The sequence below is a fragment of the Alteromonas sp. G4i13 genome, from assembly GCF_054960505.1.
Genome location: NZ_JBHNYX010000016.1, coordinates 38,620 through 58,326 on the forward strand (window position 1 = coordinate 38,620; position 19,707 = coordinate 58,326).

At 43.7% G+C, this 19,707-nt stretch carries 16 protein-coding genes and 1 tRNA gene; 10 read left to right on the top strand and 7 right to left on the bottom strand.

Annotated elements, in window-relative coordinates; all coding sequences use genetic code 11:
* Positions 1 to 138: 138 nt before the first annotated feature.
* Both ACFI6J_RS09760 and ACFI6J_RS09765 read right to left on the bottom strand, forming a co-directional pair.
* A complete protein-coding gene (locus tag ACFI6J_RS09760; RefSeq protein WP_462555405.1) occupies positions 139 to 1,791 on the bottom strand; it encodes an AMP-binding protein in 1,653 nt (550 codons plus the stop codon).
* A gap of 318 nt (positions 1,792 to 2,109) precedes the next feature.
* Positions 2,110 to 2,694, bottom strand: coding sequence for a TetR/AcrR family transcriptional regulator (locus ACFI6J_RS09765; RefSeq protein ID WP_179983009.1), 585 nt, complete (start codon positions 2,692 to 2,694; stop codon positions 2,110 to 2,112).
* 153 nt (positions 2,695 to 2,847) lie between these two features.
* On the opposite strand from ACFI6J_RS09765, the gene ACFI6J_RS09770 reads away from it, so the two are divergent.
* The 4 genes from ACFI6J_RS09770 (at position 2,848) to ACFI6J_RS09785 (ending at position 8,953) form a co-directional block, all read left to right on the top strand.
* Positions 2,848 to 4,002, top strand: coding sequence for an aromatic ring-hydroxylating oxygenase subunit alpha (locus ACFI6J_RS09770; protein WP_462555402.1), 1,155 nt, complete (start codon positions 2,848 to 2,850; stop codon positions 4,000 to 4,002).
* Between the two features lie 66 nt (positions 4,003 to 4,068).
* Positions 4,069 to 5,592, top strand: coding sequence for an FAD-dependent oxidoreductase (locus tag ACFI6J_RS09775; RefSeq protein WP_462555400.1), 1,524 nt, complete (start codon positions 4,069 to 4,071; stop codon positions 5,590 to 5,592).
* Positions 5,593 to 5,756: 164 nt separating this feature from the next.
* Positions 5,757 to 6,824 (top strand): MBL fold metallo-hydrolase, encoded by a 1,068-nt coding sequence (locus tag ACFI6J_RS09780; protein WP_435786796.1) that lies wholly within the window; start codon positions 5,757 to 5,759, stop codon positions 6,822 to 6,824.
* Positions 6,825 to 7,018: 194 nt separating this feature from the next.
* On the top strand, positions 7,019 to 8,953 hold the full coding sequence (locus tag ACFI6J_RS09785) for an EAL domain-containing protein (protein ID WP_239259677.1): 1,935 nt from the start codon (positions 7,019 to 7,021) through the stop codon (positions 8,951 to 8,953).
* A gap of 159 nt (positions 8,954 to 9,112) precedes the next feature.
* Here ACFI6J_RS09785 and ACFI6J_RS09790 read toward each other — a convergent pair whose 3' ends face one another.
* The 4 genes from ACFI6J_RS09790 to ACFI6J_RS09805 all read right to left on the bottom strand — a co-directional run bounded on the left by ACFI6J_RS09790 (position 9,113) and on the right by ACFI6J_RS09805 (position 12,975).
* Positions 9,113 to 10,831 (bottom strand): sensor domain-containing protein, encoded by a 1,719-nt coding sequence (locus ACFI6J_RS09790; protein WP_423083882.1) that lies wholly within the window; start codon positions 10,829 to 10,831, stop codon positions 9,113 to 9,115.
* Between the two features lie 198 nt (positions 10,832 to 11,029).
* Positions 11,030 to 11,106: transfer RNA gene (locus ACFI6J_RS09795), tRNA-Val, on the bottom strand.
* Between the two features lie 158 nt (positions 11,107 to 11,264).
* The gene (locus tag ACFI6J_RS09800) at positions 11,265 to 12,341 is read right to left on the bottom strand and encodes a patatin-like phospholipase family protein (RefSeq protein WP_156086208.1); all 1,077 of its coding nucleotides are present in this window, start codon (positions 12,339 to 12,341) and stop codon (positions 11,265 to 11,267) included.
* A gap of 205 nt (positions 12,342 to 12,546) precedes the next feature.
* Positions 12,547 to 12,975 carry a MarR family winged helix-turn-helix transcriptional regulator gene (locus ACFI6J_RS09805; RefSeq protein ID WP_462555396.1) on the bottom strand — a complete coding sequence of 143 codons (429 nt, stop codon included), beginning with the start codon at positions 12,973 to 12,975 and terminating at the stop codon, positions 12,547 to 12,549.
* 396 nt (positions 12,976 to 13,371) lie between these two features.
* Here ACFI6J_RS09805 and hmgA point away from each other — a divergent pair, with 396 nt between their 5' ends.
* Positions 13,372 to 14,667, top strand: a complete 1,296-nt coding sequence (gene hmgA / locus ACFI6J_RS09810; protein WP_278343464.1) for a homogentisate 1,2-dioxygenase — start codon at positions 13,372 to 13,374, stop codon at positions 14,665 to 14,667.
* A 292-nt stretch (positions 14,668 to 14,959) separates the two neighbouring features.
* Positions 14,960 to 16,033 (top strand): 4-hydroxyphenylpyruvate dioxygenase, encoded by a 1,074-nt coding sequence (hppD, locus tag ACFI6J_RS09815; protein WP_014949049.1) that lies wholly within the window; start codon positions 14,960 to 14,962, stop codon positions 16,031 to 16,033.
* Between the two features lie 37 nt (positions 16,034 to 16,070).
* Here hppD and ACFI6J_RS09820 read toward each other — a convergent pair whose 3' ends face one another.
* Complete coding sequence (locus tag ACFI6J_RS09820) at positions 16,071 to 16,436, bottom strand: VOC family protein (RefSeq protein WP_014976174.1); 366 nt, start codon at positions 16,434 to 16,436, stop codon at positions 16,071 to 16,073.
* Between the two features lie 632 nt (positions 16,437 to 17,068).
* Between ACFI6J_RS09820 and ACFI6J_RS09825 the strand changes: the two genes are divergently transcribed.
* The 4 genes from ACFI6J_RS09825 to dapE all read left to right on the top strand — a co-directional run bounded on the left by ACFI6J_RS09825 (position 17,069) and on the right by dapE (position 19,698).
* Complete coding sequence (locus tag ACFI6J_RS09825) at positions 17,069 to 17,458, top strand: ACT domain-containing protein (RefSeq protein WP_014949047.1); 390 nt, start codon at positions 17,069 to 17,071, stop codon at positions 17,456 to 17,458.
* 4 nt (positions 17,459 to 17,462) lie between these two features.
* Positions 17,463 to 17,963 carry a PTS sugar transporter subunit IIA gene (locus tag ACFI6J_RS09830; protein WP_283626436.1) on the top strand — a complete coding sequence of 167 codons (501 nt, stop codon included), beginning with the start codon at positions 17,463 to 17,465 and terminating at the stop codon, positions 17,961 to 17,963.
* Positions 17,964 to 18,220: 257 nt separating this feature from the next.
* Positions 18,221 to 18,568: an ArsC family reductase gene (locus tag ACFI6J_RS09835; RefSeq protein ID WP_014949045.1), complete on the top strand. Its 348-nt coding sequence runs from the start codon at positions 18,221 to 18,223 to the stop codon at positions 18,566 to 18,568.
* Entirely contained in the window at positions 18,562 to 19,698 is a 1,137-nt protein-coding gene (gene dapE / locus ACFI6J_RS09840; RefSeq protein ID WP_462586069.1) for a succinyl-diaminopimelate desuccinylase, read from the top strand. Before ACFI6J_RS09835 ends, dapE begins: the two co-directional genes overlap by 7 nt.
* The last annotated feature ends 9 nt before the right edge of the window (positions 19,699 to 19,707 follow it).

Genomic DNA, 19,707 nt, shown 5'->3' on the forward strand with positions numbered 1-19,707 from the left:
ACAGAAAAAGCTGGCTCTTTTTTAGCTTGCCAGCTTTTTTATGTATATGCTAACGCCCACTCAATGAACAAATCCTATTGTGGCTTATGTTTTGCTGAGAAATAACGTCGTTTGAATACGTGCTAGTATTGCTACTGGTTATTCACACCACAACACTTTTTGTTGATTATTAAGTGCTGACGCAGCTTCTTTAAATCTTGCTTCAATTTCAAAGCGCCTAATTTTCATCGTCGGCGTAAGCATATTATTTTCAATAGTCCATGGTTCACTTGCCACAAGAATATGGCTTAGCTTTTGATGGTTTTCCAAGCTTTCATTCGTATTTTGAAGAAACCGCTCAAGCTCTCGTCTAATAGCGTCTTTATCTAATAATGATGCAGTGTCGCTAAGCACAACTGCAGCGAAAGGTTGAGGCCTATTGCTTCCCATCACACACGCTAGCTCTATAATGTCGTGATTGCACATCACTGCCTCGATAGGAGAAGGAATGATGTACTTTCCCGTTGTCGTTTTGAATTCGTCCTTTAATCGCCCTACGATTTTAAGAGCGCCCTGCTCATCCCACTCACCTCTATCTTTGGTTTTAAACCAGCCGTCGTCGGTGAAACTTTCAGCGGTTACCTCTGGACTCAAATGGTAACGTTCAAATACATTGCGCCCCTTTACCTGAATCTCATTATCTTGTGAGAGACGAACCTGAGCATCAGTAAAGGGCTTGCCTATTGTACCTATCATCGACGATTTAAACGGATAGTTAATACACCCTGCCCCCGTTACCTCAGTCATGCCCCAGGCTTCAGAAATGTAGATATCAAGGGCTTCAAACTCCTCAATAATTTCTCTCGCGATTGGCGCGGCAGCCGATACCCAAACTCTTGTTTCTTCGAAACCTAAACTACATTTTATTTTTCGTTTAATACTTTGATTTACAGAAGGGTCATTCAACAGTGATGACAGTTTTTTCTTGGGGACAGTGTGATAAATTGAAGCAAGGAACTTGGCCCATAGGCGAGGAACTGAGAAAAAAACAGTTGGCTTTGCCGCCTTCAGGTCATCAATGAAGGTTTCAAGTGATTCGGAGAAATAAGTCACTGCACCTGGAGCATAAATCATCATACCTTCGGTAACAACACGCTCGGCAATATGAGCAAGAGGTAGGTAGGAAAAGAGCCTATCGCTTTGATTTACGTTAAGCCATCTTGCAGTATCACCACATGCTGATGCATATGCAGATTGGGTGAGTTCGACGCCTTTAGGTGTGCCAGTTGAGCCTGATGTGTACATGATACTAATAACACTATCAGCTGCCCCTTTAAAGAACTCACCAGTAAACGATTTTTGAGCCATCCAATCTTTCCATGCAATTGGGCCGTCAATGGAATCACAAGGAAGCGCTATCTGTGCAAGTGAAGAAGAAAATACCCGCTGACCTATTTGGTAATCGTCAACTTTTCCAATGAATACAGCCTTGCATTTTGTACGCTCAATAATAAAAGCCAGCGTTTCTTCATTTGCCGTTGGGTAAATGGGGATCGAAACCATACCAGCCAGCATTACCGCCCAGTCAGCAATTATCCATTCGGCGCTGTTTTTGCCATAAATTGCCACAGCATCGCCTTTACCCAGTCCTAAATCATGCAAACCACCTATTAACGATCGCACCGCTTTTTCTACCTCCTCCCAGGTCCATACGCGCTGCCTTGCACCATCAGGTTGGTAAAATGCCAGCTTCACAGCAAGATGTTTAAAGTTGTGTTTTAGCGCACTTAATGGGAGTACATCATTCATCATTTCGCATCCTTAGGCAGTTAGTTAGGCATGAGTGAGCCAAAAACCTACCACGCGGTAGGTAAAATAGAAATAACTTACCACGCGGTAGATTGTCAACAGTAATGAAATTATTTGTTAAAAAGTTTAATCAGTTAAAAGTGGTAAAATTTTTGGTAGGACTAGGAATTGAGGGTTGTGCAACAAACAAACCGTTAGCGGAAGAGAAAGCGTATTTTATTAGCTTTCATTTGTAGAAACAGGTTGAATATTGGCCCTATCAAGGGTCAATATTCACGTCGAGAAATTGAAGTACTTAACGAAATACCGTGCTAGGGGCGGTTATGCATCAAAAATAATACCCTTCAACATCTCCATGTGGTGCTGTTCATGTAGCTTTCGTTCTTCGCGCGTGTAAAGCTTGTCGAGCGTGGGACGGGAAACCACATAGTACTGCGTTGCGCCCAACAAGTGATATACGAAAGCAAGCGGTGACTGCCCTTTAAAATACCCGTGCTGCTGCCCGTTCGTTACAATAGCTACAACATCATCAAGAAACGGGCGTAAAAACCACTTTTGTGCTTGTTCAGCACGTTCGCGATTATCAAGTAACTCACGCATAAGCAATATAATTACTCTCAATCGTTCTTCATCAGCACATACCATTCTTTTAAATAGTGCGAAGAGCTGATTTTGCGCATTATCTGATTCAGTTCTTATTTCCTCTACCAAATCGACGAGATGATGCGCCGCCTGCGCTATTACGGCTGCATAAAGTTTTTCTTTTGATGGGAAATGGTGCAGCAGGCCTTGTTTGCTAACGCTAACCTCCGCGGCAACATCGTTAATACTTGTACCATAGAAACCATTTTTCGAAAAAAGAACTGTGGCAGTACTCAATAACTTATCTTTCGTTTTTAATTTCACTTCATCATTCCAAAGCAAAAAGTGTAGATAGCATATTGACAGCTTACCACCTGGTAGGTATTTTGTAAAAACCTACCAACCGGTAAGTAAATTAAAATGCGCATACCGCGTTTGATTTATCAAAACATACGCTTCCCGTTTAGGAGTGACATCATGAACACCGATATCGAAAAGTTGTTGATTAAAAATGCGAAACAAAACGTCGCTAACAAAACCACCTCACTGAGTGATATTGAGGTGCGTTCAGACACCAACAGATACACTAGCCAATCTCGATTTAACGATGAACTAAAAAAGGTGTTCAATTCTCTACCGACCATTGTGGCTCATGCCTCTGAAGTAGGTGAGCTCGACAGTTATAAGGAAGTTAAGACAACTATGGGCTCGTTGATTGTAAGCCGAGATTCGAACAACCTCGTGCGCGTATTTAGAAACGCATGTCGACATCGAGGTGCGAAATTAGTTGAAGGCTCTGGGTGCAGTAAGCTGTTTGTATGTCCTTACCACGCATGGTCGTATACCACTGATGGCGCACTTAACAACATTCCAGGTCACCAGCACTGCTTTCCAAATACCAATAAGTCAGACAATGGCTTAATTGCACTGCCAAGCATCGAAATGTATGGCTTTATATGGGTATGCCCAAGCGCTGCTGAAAATGAAGATATCAAAGCCCATTTAACGGGACACTTGGCAGGTATGAATGCGCACCTTGAGTGGCTTAAAGCAGATGAACTAACGCATTTCAAGCGCTTTACTAAGGTATGGAAGGGTAATTGGAAGCTCTTTTCTGAAGGTGGACTTGAGACTTATCACTTTGCATTTGCACATAAAGAGACCATTGCGCCGTTTTTTTACAACAATGTTGCGGTAATTGACAAGGTTGATATGCATTACCGGGTAGTTATGCCCACAAAGAACCTGTCGTCTGAGGAAGCACAGGCAACAGATGATTTATCGCTGCACGACTATAGCCACACGCTGTTCATGTTGCTGCCGAATTCGGCACTGCTTATACAAAAAGAACACGTGGAATTTATTAACTTTCGCCCACTGAGCGCGGGAGAAACCGAAATTACTATTACGACCTTAATCCCCAAGAATACCGATCTTAACGATATTAATCAGCTTCGTCATTGGCAGAAAAACCACGACATCACCAATACCACGCTCAACGAGGATTGGGCTTTGGGTGAGTCTATCCAATCGTCGTTAGAAAGCGGCGCCCTGCCCTACATTCAATACGGTAAGAATGAGTGGGCTTTACACGCCTTTAATGAAGAGCTTGATGCACTTCTTTCAGTGTAACGACTGTTTTGCATAAAAAATTGTCTTTAGTGGCTATAAAACAAAAGGCTCGGTGAGGTAGAAGCTATGTCGCAGTATAGAATATGGGAATGTCAGGCTTGTGGTTGGCTATATGATGAGGAACAAGGCTGCCCTGAAGAAGGCTTACGTCCAGGTACTAAATGGGAAGACATTCCCGACAATTGGCGTTGCCCTGAATGCGGCATTAGTAAGCCTGATTTTCAAATGAAACAAGTGGCTGAGGTGAGCGGTGTTGAGCATATAAACACTCAAAAGGCATCGCTTCACCCCTTCGACAGTGAAGGCCCTGCAAGCACAAAGCCGTTAGCCAGCCAAGGAACTCAGCACAACGACGCAAGCGATGCTCCTATTGTGGTTGTAGGTTCGGGCATGGCGGGCGTTAACTTTGTGAAATCGTACCGTCAACACGACAAACATACGCCCATTGTTGTTATCTGTGCAGATGATGGTACGGTTTACAGCAAGCCTCAGCTATCTAATGCTTATGCGCAACAAAAAAGTGTCGCTACGCTTACGCAAAGTGTGGCTTCGGATTTTTCACGCCAATATCGCGTTAGACTGTTTACTCATACGTTGGTAGAACATATCGACACGCACGCTAAATGCGTGTTACTTCAAGGTGGCGGAGAGCAACCTTATGACAAGTTAGTTCTAGCTACAGGTTCATCGGCAATGACGCCAGCTATTGAGGGTAATGCAAGTCACAAGATTCGCGTTGTGAATAACCTCACTGATTATGGACAGTTCATTACCGACGCCGCGCATGCTCGCCACATTACGATCATGGGGGCTGGCTTAATTGGCTGTGAATTTGCTGATAACCTGCTGCAGGCAGGTGTTCATGTGAGTATTGTCGACCCTCAACCCAGTGCGCTCTGTGCGCTGCTGCCCAACGAAGCTTCTACTTCACTCACTCATGCATTAGCAGAGGCAGGTGCAGCATTTCACTTTGGCACTACAGTATCGCGTGTTGAAAATGATGGGCAGGGCGTAGAAGTGTTGCTTGCTAACGGAGAGCGATTTAAAAGCGACCTTGTGCTGTCAGCAATTGGTGTAAAGCCCAATATTGAGTTGGCGTTACGCGCTGACATTTCGTGTCAGCGAGGCATTTTAACCAATAGTAACCTAGAAACATCGGCACCAGATGTATTTGCCGTGGGAGACTGTGCGCAAGTTTCAACACAGCATGACGATGCAAACGCTCATATAATTGCTGAAATTAAGCCCGAGCGGGTTGGCGTAGTACTGCCCTATGTCGCGCCATTACTGAATCAAGTTAAGTTACTGGCGTCAAACTTAGCCAACGAGAAAATGAACGGGAAGCAACCCGCGCATTTGTCCTACCCCATTATGCCCATTGTCGTAAAAACCAGCTGTCATCCTATAAACATGGTGCTACCCATTCATACTTCTGTTGGCCGCAGTCGTTGGATAATTGAAGAACAAAGTAATAATGGTGTTAGTGCAAGGCTGCTCGACAATAAGTTCAATACCATTGGCTATGTGTTAACAGGTTGCTTTAATTCACCTAGTTCTGCAAAAGCATTCGCTCAACTCATCCCAGATTAGCGTCCCGTATTACAAAGTAATTGTGCTTCATAGTTAAATCTGTCAGTACAACCCAAACTTCAGACAAAGCAACAAAAACTACACCCAACAGTTTACTTTTAATAAAATTAGTTTATTATGGGTAAACTACACTGTGCAGTATACTTTTTATTTAAGGTGAGAGCATGCCCGTTTTTAATCGCACACGCTTTCTTGTTGGAGTTTTATTTATGACATCTTTCTGTGGTTCTTCAAACACCCTTGCTGCAAGCGCGTCGCAACCTGAAAAATTCACTAATACTCATATTGAATATAAAACGACGTGGCGAGACATGTGGAAAGTCACCAAAGCGTATTTTCGTGACAATAGAGATGCTGCAACGCCAACGTTTGACATACCCGTGTCGGCACTTACACCACAAATGCTTGACGCAGTTGCAGAAGACAGCGTGATAAAGCTGGGCCACTCTACTACCCTATTGAAACTTGCCGAGCGTTATATATTGATCGACCCGGTCTTTAGTGAGCGTGCATCTCCCGTCCAATGGATGGGACCCAAGCGTTTCCACCAAGCGCCAATTTCACTGGAAGATTTGCCTAAATTAGATGCCGTTATCATAAGTCACGATCATTACGACCATTTAGATAAGGGCAGTATTGAAATACTAAAAAACAAAGTCGACGTGTTTATTACACCGCTAAAAGTAGGCAATCATTTACGTGACTGGGGTGTGGATGCAAATAAAGTTGTTGAGCTAAATTGGTGGCAAAGTACAAAAGTGAGCGACATTGAAATAGTGGCCACACCGTCTCAGCATTTCTCAGGACGAGGTTTATTTGATAGAGACGAAACTCTTTGGGCAAGTTGGGTTATCAAGTCTGCAAATACCAATATCTTTTACAGCGGTGACTCGGGCTATTTTGACGGATTTAAAGCCATTGGTGAAAAGTACGGTCCGTTTGATTTATCGATGATTGAAACCGGTGCGTACAACGAGCTATGGTCTGACATTCACATGCTGCCTGAAGAGAGCTTGCAAGCCCATATTGATATTCAAGCTAGTGTCATGATGCCCGTGCACAACAGTACCTTTGATTTAGCACTACATAATTGGAATGAGCCTTTAATAAAAATCACAGACCTTGCTGGTGCTAAGGGTGTTCCCACCAGTATTCCTATCTTTGGCGAAGTTGTTCCGGTTAAGGGTGCAGGCGAAGCTCCGAACAAAACCTGGTGGTTAGACGAAAGGTGAGTAGCTAATAAACAGCGCTTGCTTCATTATTCTGGGCTTTAATTGCTCGCTTAACTCTATGTTTTGCAGTACATTTATTATTCGCCGCTTAGGCACTATTGGCGGGTATAACAAAAGCCTCAATCAAAGTGATAGTACTCGATTTGGTTGAGGCGAATAATAAATTTCTCAGTTAAAGGAGCTAACTGCTAGCAATGAAGCTGTCTAGTCAAATTAATTTGGGCGTTTTTGCCCTTATGCTTTTAGCATTTACGGTGTTGTCGAGTATTGAGCTAAGCGAAATAAAATCTCGCACTTCAGTGTCAATCGAGCAAGAAGCTGAAGAAGCACGGCTGCGTTACGAAACAACCGTCTTACAAACCTCTGCCTTGTCGTCTCAGTCGAAGCAATCAGTGATTGATGCCATGCTTCGTCAAATGGTATTGCAGCCGTTTTTATCTGCAGCCAAAGTCATTGATGTCGAAGGAAATGTGTTTGCGAAGTACGAGCGCTCGCCTAACACTATTGTTCCTAATTGGTACTTACAGCTGGACTCCGCACCTGCCGTTAACAAGAAAATTCCTTTTTCGAACAATGATGGTTATTTGTTAGTTACGTCAGACACGTCTTATATTTACACTGAAATCACCGCTATTCTCATCAAAAATGCTGTTATCTTTTGTGGGCTATTTTTCGCCCTCGCGCTATATATCGTCACAGTAACCAAATTTGCTAGGCGCCCCATTGCCAACACCATTAAGAAGCTTAATGAGATAAATAGCCACGACTTCACCCCCTCGCAGGTAAATGCGTTTACAACAGATTACCGCCAACTTACCAGCACAGTGAACACCCTAACCACGTCGTTAGCATCAAAATTTAATGACATTGCTCAGCAATCTGAGCGATTCAAAACAGAAGCCAATAAAGATACATTGACGAAGTTGTCGAACCGCAGTGCATTCGAGCGACACACTCGCGCGCTGTTGTCTGACACGTCTAATTTCCAAGAAAAAGAGCTTATTCTCATCAGGCTCGCTCAACTTACCACTATAAATACTAAGTTGGGCATGTTAGCTGGTGACAATTATGTAAAATCTATCGCGGACTTTCTTGTGCATGAGGCGAAGCACAATTGCAAAAGTGGCTTTGTATTTCGGTTATCAGGCGGAGATTTCGCCTTGATAAGTGAAATTATGGGGCGGGACGAACGGGATTTGATGTTAGAAAATATGTCGAAGCAGTTCGCAAACGCCACGCCACTTCGAGATGGAAGCAAAGCAACGTGGATGGGCGTTACACGTTTTTCTAGCCAAATGTCGTTACAGCAGGTAATGGAAAGTGCTGATAGTGCGTTGATGGCGGCAATGAAAACGCAAAAAGGATGGCAGTTTTCTTCAGAAGTGTCTCAGGTTCATAGCAATACAAAATGGCGTGAGCGCCTCAATTACATCGTGTCGCAGCAATATGCCGATATTCTCATTCAACCCGTGATGAATGTAGAGCGAAACGCACCAGCATATTACGAAACGTTTGCTCGATTTAAAGACAAAGACACCAATGATGTTATACCCATGGCGCAACTTATCCCCGCATCAGAGCGATTGGACCTTATTCCTCAAGTCGATAAGTTGGTAGCAGGCATCGTGTTTAAAAAACTAACGGTAACGTCTCATCAGGTTGCTATAAATATTAGTAACGCCTCAATTGCCAACGGCGAGTTTAGAAAATGGTTAATTGAAGAGCTTCGAACCCGGGAAACGCTATGCCCAAGACTTATTTTTGAAGTCGAAGATGCAGCGCTTATTCACCATCGAGAAGTAGCCGAGAACTTTTGCCGTCAACTCATACAGCTGGGCTGTAGAATTACCATAGAACACTTTGGCGATAACTTTGCCTCGCTTGCGGGTTTAAGGGCAATTCAGCCTCAATTCGTTAAGCTTTCGGGACGGCTAACCCAGGGAATTCATACCAACAAAGATAATCAGTTATTTGTCTCTAGCCTTATCAATATTGCGAAAGGCCTTAATATCCATGTTATTGCGGAAATGGTAGAAAACGAGGCTGAGTCTGTTGCACTGAGCAAACTAGACGTTGAACACCAACAAGGCTATTACTTTTCTAAACCCTCACTTTGGACAATGTACTAAGTGTAAGCTCGCTGGTCTGAGGCATTGAACGTCTGAATAAGTATTGACGCTTTAAGTGAGACCTCGCGCTTTATACAAACTTATTGTGCGTCGATTCGATGAAACGTTTAAGGCGGTGTTGTGAGAATCTCTTTCATATACACCTCCTTTTAACCGCATTTACTGTTCGTTAAGCAGCTTTACAATGGCGTCAGAGCTAATGGGTTTTGAATACAGAAAGCCTTGCACATATTCAACGTTAAGAGACTTGCAGTAGTTCGATTGATTTTGAGTTTCCACGCCTTCAACAACAATATTTAAATCGAGTTTGTGACCAACATTCACGATAGCCTCCATTAACGCGCTATCGTAGGCATTTTCCGGTGCACCTCTTAAAAATGAACGATCTATTTTTAAGTGGCTAACGGGAAACTGTTTTAAATAACTAAGCGAAGAATAACCCGTACCAAAGTCATCAATCGATATTTCAACGCCCTGGTCGCGTTGCGCTCTCAAATTCTCTAAAATCGTATTGTCAGACTTAATAAGCACATTTTCGGTAAGCTCTAACCCAATATCTTTAGGCATTAAACCGTGCCGCTCTCGACACTCCCTTAGGCGTCCGAAATAAGCATTCTGCTCTAACTCTTTTCCTGAAACATTGATATCAACGCGAATATTAATGCCCTGCTCTTTCCATAACTGTGCCTGTTTGCACGCCTTTTCTAACACCCAATTTCCAATGTGAACAATTAACTCACTGCGCTCAGCGATGGGGATGAAGATATTGGGTGGAACAGCCCTATCCTCATCTTTAGGACGCCACCTTAACAGCGCTTCACACGATGCCACTTTTCCAGTGAGCAAATCGATTTGAGGTTGATACAAAAGTTCAAACTCATCGTTAACCAAAGACTCATGCAGATAGGCTGCGATACTTCGCTGTTGTCGAACTTTCTGACTTAAAGCGTGGGTGAAAAAATGAAAACGGTTTCGGCCTTCAGCTTTCGCCTGATACATTGCGACGTCTGCATTTTTCAGAAGATCATCAATCTCCCTTCCATCTTTAGGGTACATACTAATACCGATACTTGAAGTGATATGCACGTTTTCAGTGCTAAGTGCGAAGCTCTGCTTGAAACACTCAGTAAGTTTCTTAGCAATGTCAGCACTTTCATTTTCAGAAGTCACTTGTGTGGCGACAAAAACAAATTCGTCTCCACCAAACCGAGCCAGTAAGCCTTGTTCGCTTAGACAATCTGACAGCCGCTTAGAAACAGAGCGCAGTAATTCATCGCCCCAGGTATGCCCAAGCGTGTCATTAACTTCTTTAAACATATCTAAGTCAATGAAAAACAAAGCGAAGCCAGACTCATTGCGCGATGCATCCTCGATGGACGACATCAAAAACTGCTCTAACAAGCGTCGATTAGGCAACTCGGTTAACAAATCTGTGGATGCCATTCGCTCAAGTTCTTGCCGGATGTTGTGCTGCTCACTCAGGTCAATATCCACACAATACATTTCGGGTGAATCTGTGCCTTCTTTCAGCATGACGTGAGATGAGAAAACATGGATAGGCTCGCCACTTTTCTTCTCAAGCACGAGTTCGTCTGAAGGAATTGCCTCACCGTAATCTATCCATCGCTGATGTAGCTTTATCACTTCACTTTTCATGAACGAGGGAATGATGAGATCTTCAAGTTTTTGACCTAGTGCTTCGCACTCACGAAAGCCATACATGTCTTCACTTGATTTATTCCAGTAGATAACTTTTCGGTGCTTGTCATAACCTTGCACCGATACCTTTGGCAAGGCACTAATAAGCTGAAGGAACCGCCTTTCAGCCGAACCATGTTGTTCAAATAACGGGGGCTCTTGGTATTTCTGTAAGCTCATCGTACTCCCGCGAGTGCTAAATTGTTAGATAGCAAAGATATAAAAAACGGCCACCATTCTTTTAGTGTAGTCCAAATCACACAGACCACCCGACATTAAAAAGTTAAATTGCTCGAGAATATCGCTAAATAAAGAAAAGGGTACCAGTGCGTGTTGCGCAGAACTTGAGTAAATAAAAGATGAAATTAAATCGTAAGATGGTGCGTCTACCCTGATTCGAACAGGGGACCTCTACCATGTCAAGGTAGCGCTCTAACCAACTGAGCTATAGACGCATATAGAATTTTGTTGCACCTGATAGGTGGGCGAATGCCAAGCAACGGCGCGTATAATACTTAGCACGAGCGTTGCCTGCAAGGAAAACTTATCAAATGACGATTCAAGTGACTAATTTGACAGCAATTAGCCACTTTCTTCAACAATTGCGATTAACTTAAATCATTTTAAATGGAAGCGGCTTGATAGCGTCTACTAAAGATCCGTCGTTAACAGCACGCATAAAATATTCACCCAACCTGTCGGTTTCTTTCAATACTGTTTGCCAATACTGGATGCGCGTTTTTGCATCGAGTACTTCAAAATCTTTCCTATCGGGGATTTTGCTATAAGGCAAATTAGCAACAAACGATGCAGAAGGCACAAGCATTACAACGTTATCGTAGCTTGAACGATGAGGCACTCTGCCCTTCAAGCCCTTGTCGAACCAGCCTGGAATGGGCTTGTCATAAAAATGGGGGTATAACACTAAGCCATCATCTGGTCCGAAGGACAAATCGAAATGGTAGTCAATAATACCGCCATCTCTATACATTCCGGCTGGCGCCCCTTCAATTTGCTGTACGCCCTCAATAACCACAGGAATAGAACCCGATGCTAGCAGCGCGGTATGAATATTTCCGTGGGTTAACGTGTAGTACTGAGTAGGCAGTTGATACGGGTCTTTTATCGCAAATTCAGTATTCGGGGTAGAGAACACATAGCGTGTATATAAACGTGAAAGGTGTCGTCGGTTCACTGTATTGGCCGCTGCACTCATCGCCAAGCCCGAAAGTTGCCTAAACTTACTTTCAAAACGAGTAGCACCTAAACATTTAGCAACGATCAGGTGCGCTTTAAAGCGGGAGTTAGACAGCACTTCTTGCTTACCTGCTTCATCCACCATTTCTTTCAGCAGGTCTTCAGCTTTAGCCGTAATTTCTCTAGGCGTAGGCTTATCACTGCTATAGGTCGTTGTTGAATAAGAAGAGGCTAGACGATTTATGGCTGCTAGGGGATCATTTTGAACAGCGCAAATGGTACGAAACGCACCTGCTGAAGAGCCAATCACATGAATTTGATGCTTAACGTTGGCAAACCACTCAGGGAACAGTACGCGGTCTAAACCAGCCAGAGAAAACCATTTCGGGCCGCCAGATGCCCCCAGAAAATAGCTAAATAACTCAGGCGTAAACCCGTTTTTCATTATGGATTCACGTGCTTTTTTACCTGCGTATATTTCTAAGGGTGCCACTCAATGTCCTCACTGTGCGCCAAATAGAAGCGCTGTATAAAGCGCTTGATAAATATTTAAGGGGAAGCAACATGACTAATGAATCCAATAACTTCCCCATTTGATTAGTTCGGGGGAATTTAACAGTTAAAGGCGCGAAAGTAACCTTTATAGCAATGCCCTCACATCTGCTCAGACCAGACTTTTCAACGACTTCACCCGAATCTTAAGGCGTTAGTGCATCTATCACTTTTACAAATATTCGATACTCATCTTCAGTGATATTTTCCAAACGCTTATTTTGCCAAGCCACAATTTTAGGCAACAGCGCCCGATAGATTCGTTCTCCTTCCACTGACAATGAAATTAATGTGGCCCGTTTATCTCGCTTGCTCACACGCTTAACGATAGCATCTCGCTTAACCAATCGCTCCAGCGCTCGCGAAACCTGCACTTTATCTAGTCGTGTTGCAATAGCGATTTCTTTTGCCGTTAGCAGTGAATTTGGCGAGCTTTCATTTCGGCCGCCTAATGTGGCTAAGATTCGCCACTCTGGTTTAGTAAGTTTATATTCTGCATATTCTTTTGAGAGCGATTCACTTAAATCGCTCGCAAGCATGGCTACCTTGTAGGCAAGCATATCTTCTAGCTGCATGTTTTAAGCCCTTTTCACTGTATTACTCTTGCTATTTTTACTTCTGCGACCGCCCTAAAAGCCATGGTTGTTTTTCATTTACCTTAGGCGTTACTTATACCCAAAGTGTCGCTACCATCTGTCGAGCGTTCAGGCGCGTTCAACATTAACCCAGGTAACTTTCACAGCTAACATCGTGCATTAAAAACACGCAATACGTGTAACCTTGTAATGGCCCTCACATAAAAGGTGTAAAGCTAGCGTACCAAATGACGTTGGCTCCATTCCCTCTACTCGCCCACGGCCATTGATTTACATTTCATTTACCTCTAGCCTAAACCACATAGTTTCATTTGTAACTACTTTATTTAGCATTCATCAGTACAGCCACATCGATGGCCGCCTGTGGGAGGGTTTATGGATACTTTGTCGTATTTAACGGGTTTTAATAACGAGCACGAGACAGAGGCGCTGCCGGGTGCCCTTCCTAAAGGCCAGTTCAGCCCACAAAAAGTGAATTATAAGCTTTACGCTGAACAGTTTAGCAGTACAGCATTTACTGCCCCACGAGCAGAAAACCGCCGCAGCTGGACATATCGTTTACGCCCCTCTATTACTATGGGCGACTTTGAAAAAATTGATAACGGCCTGTTAAGAACAGCACCTGAGTCTGATGTCCATTGCCCTCCGAATGTACTTAGGTGGGACCCTGTACCCTTACCAGAAAAAGACGTTGATTTTGTAGACTCGCTTGTAACCATCGCCACTAACGGTGACGCTAAAGCCCAAGTAGGTATGGGCATTCACTGCTACAGTGCCAGTGCTAATATGCAAAATCGTGTTTTCTACTCATCAGACGGAGAAATGCTTATTGTCCCCCAGCTAGGCGACATGCTGATCACCACCGAGTTTGGTAGGCTCAACTTGTCTGTAGGTGAAATAGCCGTTATTCCTCGTGGCGTTCGTTTTTCGGTTAACCCTATTAATGGGCCAATTCGCGGATATATATGCGAAAACTACGGTCATCCTTTTGTGCTGCCAGAGCGCGGCCCGGTAGGCGCGAATGGCTATGCGAACCAGCGTGATTTTTGCTATCCCACGGCGTGGTTTGAAGATAATGAGACGCCTCACACTTTGGTAAACAAGTTCTGTGGAAATTTGTTCGAAGCAAAACTCGATCACTCTCCCTTTGATGTGGTGGCTTGGGTAGGTAACTCTGCCCCTTATAAATATGATTTGTCCCGTTTCAACGTTATGAACACCGTAAGTTTTGACCACCCCGATCCGTCTATATTTACCGTGCTTACCTCACCATCTGAGCTGGAAGGTACGGCGAACGTTGACTTCGTTATTTTCCCTCCAAGGTGGATGGTTGCTGAAAATACTTTTCGCCCACCGTATTACCACAGAAATATTATGAGCGAGTTTATGGGGCTAATTGAGGGGATGTACGACGCCAAAGAACACGGTTTTGTGCCCGGCGGCATGAGCCTTCACAACTGTATGACTCCCCATGGCCCAGAAGCTGAAGTATTTGAAAAAGCCTCGAACGCCGAGCTTTCACCGCAGCGTTATGAAAACACGCTGGCGTTTATGTTTGAATCTCGCTATGCCATTGCGCCAACGGAGTTCGCTTTAAACAGTGATATTCGTCAACGAGACTATTTGGCGTGCTGGAAAGGCCTTAAAAAGTACTACGATGGTGAAAAATAAGCGCCCTGGGGTTTGTAACGTTACACGTACCGATACCTAAACAAGCAATTGTACTGATTTTTGAACACTACCGACAAGCATCAACTTTGCTTAATAGCATTTATTTTCAAACAGTTAGGGAAAGTTAGCTTTCCCTAACTCAGCATCTCATTCACGGGTGAAAACAAAACGTTACAGCTTTGCTTTCCATGCCCAAAACCCTTGAACTCGACACCTATTGCTTGCTTTTTCACTGCGCCCTTACAATCAGGTAACAATTATAAAATGTGATTTACGTTGAGGATGTATCGCTATGGCTGATTTGTTTGAAAACCCTATTGGTTTAGACGGGTTTGAATTTTTAGAGTTCACTGCGCCTAAAAAGGGCATGTTGGAGCCCATTTTTGAAGCTATGGGCTTTACCCTTGTTGCTCGCCACAAATCAAAAGACGTGGAATTATGGCGTCAAGGCGACATCAATTTATTAAGTAACTACGAAAAGAAATGTCATGCAGCCTATTATGCCGAAGAACACGGTCCATCAGCGTGTGGTATGGCATTCCGCGTTAAAGATTCACAGCACGCATATAAAGAAGTGCTTGCCCGCGGTGCTCAGCCTATGGATACCCATACCGGTCCAATGGAACTGAAACTTCCTGCTATTAAAGGTATTGGCGGTGCGATGCTTTACCTTATAGACCGTTATGAAGGCGAAAATACCATTTACGACATCGACTTCAATTGGATTGAAGGCGTTGATCGCCATCCTGAAGGATGTGGCTTCCATACGCTCGATCACCTCACCCATAATGTGTACCGCGGCCGTATGAATTTCTGGGCAGGGTTCTACGAAAAGCTATTCAACTTTAAAGAAATTCGCTATTTCGATATTAAAGGTGAATACACGGGTCTATTATCGAAAGCAATGACGGCGCCAGACGGTAAAATTCGCATACCGCTAAATGAAGAGGCGGTTGGCGGTGGTGGCCAAATTGAAGAGTTCTTAATGAAGTACAATGGTGAAGGTATTCAGCATATCGCTTTCGCTTGTGACGACCTAGTGGCGTGTTTAGATAAGCTTAAAGCGAAAGGTATGAAGTTTATGACGCCTCCACCAAATACCTACTACGATATGCTTGAAGAGCGTCTTCCTGGGCACGGCGAAAACGTAGATGAGCTACAAAAGCGCGGTATTCTATTAGACGGCACAACGGAAAATGGTGAGCCTCGCCTACTGCTTCAGATATTTTCTGAAACCGTTTTCGGCCCAGTATTCTTTGAATTTATCCAACGCAAACAAGATGAAGGTTTCGGCGAGGGTAACTTCAAGGCACTATTTGAGTCGATTGAACGCGATCAGGTAAATCGCGGCGTGCTAAACAAGTAAGTAGATAGCTAACACAATACTAGGGCAGCAAGTTTCGTCACTTGCTGCCTTTTTCATAAAGCGCGCACGCAGCGCCGCTTGGGTCAATAATGACACAAAAGCTGTCTTTGCCATGATGACGTATATCACCCGCCTGTTTTCCACCTTTGGAAGTAACTTCTTTCAACGCGGCATCTAGATTTTCTACGGTAAAGTAATTAATCCATCCGCTTGGGTACTGCGCGTTTACACCCTGCTTATGACAAATGCCGCCCACAGGTGTGCCGTCGGCCTTCATCATGACATAATCATTGTAGCCACCCATATCTATGGGCTCCTTCTTCCATCCCATCACCGCTTCATAAAAGCTGACAAGTTCGTCTGCGTTTTCTACCGTAATATCGCACCATGAAGAATCTGACATTGTCTCTCCCTCTGTTTTTTGTTTAGGGCTGTTGTTTTGTTAGGGCTCTATTTATGGTTGAGGCATTTTTCTAGTCAGCGCTCTTGTTCTGGTTAGAGATCAAATACCCAGTAAGCTACATAACTGATAAGCGCAATGCCCCATTGCTTCAATAAGCAAAACCCAAGACTAAATTAACTACTAACAGTAGTACCTTACTGAATATTTGTTAACTAATAGATCATTTTAATGTACCGATGTTTTAAAGGTAAAAAGGCTAGAGTCTATTGACCTTTGCTGTACATCAAAGATCAACATGGCAAAAAGAGTTCGATCATTTGAATCTCGCGTTTTAGTAATACGCAAATTTCTGAAAAAAGCCATGGTTGTCAAGCTAAGAAATTGCAAAATTACAAAACATTTTTTATTTTAGTTGTAGACATGGCCTGTGGAAAATGCTTGTGAAATTGAGAATGTTATCCACTGAACATTGTTTGTACAGTTTATTTATCCCTTTAAATACATATAGTTACAACAAAGCCCCAAACTACTCAACAAACTTATCCACAGATTAAGTGGATAACACGTAGCACTTAATCACAGTTAGTGGTTTAATGTGAATATCTTCGAAGTTATCTTTTTTTCGGTTTCTCATGCCCAAACAAACACTTTTAGTCAGAGAATCTTTGTTTACCATTCACAGCTTGGATCCTGAAACTAATATCCCCGCATCTGTACTTAATAGCCCTCTTTTTTTCTTAGGTAAAACAGAAGATGAACTATCTATTGTTGTGCCTGACTCGGTAGACGTACCGTCACTAGATAGTGATGAAGGTTGGCGTGCACTTGAACTGTTAGGGCCTTTGCACTTGTCTATGGTAGGGATCATGGCCCAAATCGGCCAAGTGTTAGCATCAGCAAAAGTGGCTATATTTGTGGTATCAACCTTCGACACTGACTTCTTTTTAGTAAAAGACAATAAACTAAAAGATGCCATTAGTGCGCTTAAGAAAGCTGGCTATTCGGTAAGTGAGGACGTTTAATACTGTGAATGCTAAGCAACTACAATACGCACCAGACAGTTTTACCAAGCAGCTTGTAACTTTAAGCCCATTTTCAGGGCAAGTGGTTTCACTCTCACACATTGACGATCCCTATTATAAAAGTGGCCTTATGGGGCCTGGTGCAGCAATAAGCTCAACATCAAATACTGTCTTATCGCCTTTCGCTGGTAAAGTATTGAGCGTTTCCCCGCTAGATTACGCTATCGACATACAGTCTAGCGCGGGCCTTAAATGCAAGATTAAATATGGTGGCGATACTAGTCATTTGCATGGCGCACAATTCGCCTGTTCTTTGAAGCGGGGCGATGAAATAAGACTTAAACAAGTACTTTTTACCGTGAATGCTGCATGGCTAAAGCAGCGCGGTGTTAGCAATACCTGTTCAATGACGTTGCTTAATGCAAATGCGCTTATCGGCGTGGTGCCTACGCATCAAAAGTTTGTCGAAGCAGGCGAAGATACGTTGTTGACACTTTACCTCTAGGGCCTGTTGACCTAATTGTAAAACAGGCTTTCAGCCCTGAATGATTTACTATTAAAAATCATCGCAAGTGAGTTTATCAACGTATCAACAGCTTGTATGATGGAGCACATTGAAAAACAAAAATGTACAGGCGCACTGTTTTCGGGCTATTGCGGTTTTCTATTTTCTCTAGCTCTTCGAAACAGCGCCACATAATGGCACTGTTCTAACCAGCGTCTTTCATTTACAAACAACAAAGTAGTACGGAATAAATCACCATGAGCACAATCCTTTATGGGATCCCAAACTGTGACACCATTAAAAAAGCAAAAAAATGGTTAGCAGACAACGATATCGCTTTCACATTTCACGATTACCGCAAGGACGGGATAGATAACGACTTTCTTGTACGCGCCGAGTCTGAGCTTGGCTGGGAAGCAATGCTCAACAAACGCGGCACGACTTTTCGCCAGCTAGAAGAGCAAGAGAAAGCGAATCTAGATAAAGATAAAGCACTGGCCCTGCTAGAGCTTCATCCTGCCATGGTTAAACGCCCTATCCTTGTTCATGACAACGCGTTTTATATTGGCTTCAAACCCGCGCAGTATGAGGAAATATTTTGTTAAACGACTCTGTTATTGAAATTGCTAAACAATTAATAAACCGCCGTTCTGTAACGCCAGAAGACGCAGGTTGCCAAGAAGCCATGGGCGAGTTTTTAGGTGCTTTAGGGTTTAATAATGAAACCATGGTATTTGAAGACACGACGAACCTTTGGTCTCGCAGAGGTAAAGAAGGCCCGGTATTTTGTTTCGCAGGCCACACTGATGTAGTGCCTAGTGGCCCTGAGTCAGCATGGAAAACACCGCCATTTACCGCGACAGAAGTTGACGGCTATCTGCATGGGCGCGGCGCAGCTGACATGAAAGGCAGTCTTGCCGCTATGCTAGTAGCCACCCGCGAGTTTGTGAACAAATACCCTGATCACAAGGGAAGTATTGCGTACCTTATTACTAGCGACGAAGAAGGCCCTTTTATAAACGGTACCACTCGCGTTATTGATACCCTTGAAGCCCGCAACGAAAAAATTGATTGGTGTATTGTTGGCGAACCCTCTTCAACCGATGAAGTAGGCGATATTGTTAAGAATGGCCGTAGAGGTTCATTAACGGGTGATTTGATAGTAAAAGGTATCCAAGGCCATGTCGCCTACCCTCATTTAGCTAAAAACCCTGTTCATAGTGCAATGGCAGCCCTTGACGAGCTAGCTAAATCTCATTGGGATAACGGTAACGACTTTTTCCCTCCCACCAGCTTCCAGATATCAAACATTCACGCGGGAACAGGTGCGGGCAATGTGATCCCGGGCGAGATGCACATTTGCTTCAACTTCCGTTTTTCAACGGAAGTAACCGACCAAATTCTCATTGAGAGAGTCACGGCAATTTTGGAAGCCCACGAACTGGAGTACGAGATTAAATGGACGTTTAACGGTCAACCCTTTTTGACCGATACGGGTGCCCTGTTAGAAGCCACTCAAGGTGCAATAGCTGCGGTTAAAGGAACACCTACCGTGCTGTCTACTGCTGGCGGTACATCAGATGGTCGCTTTATCGCGCCAACAGGTGCACAAGTGATAGAGCTAGGCCCGGTGAATGCCACTATTCACAAAATTGACGAGTGCGTGAAAATGTCTGACCTTGAACAGCTTGCTGATATGTACTTCGGTATCTTAGAACGCTTGCTGGCTAAATAGCCGCTATTG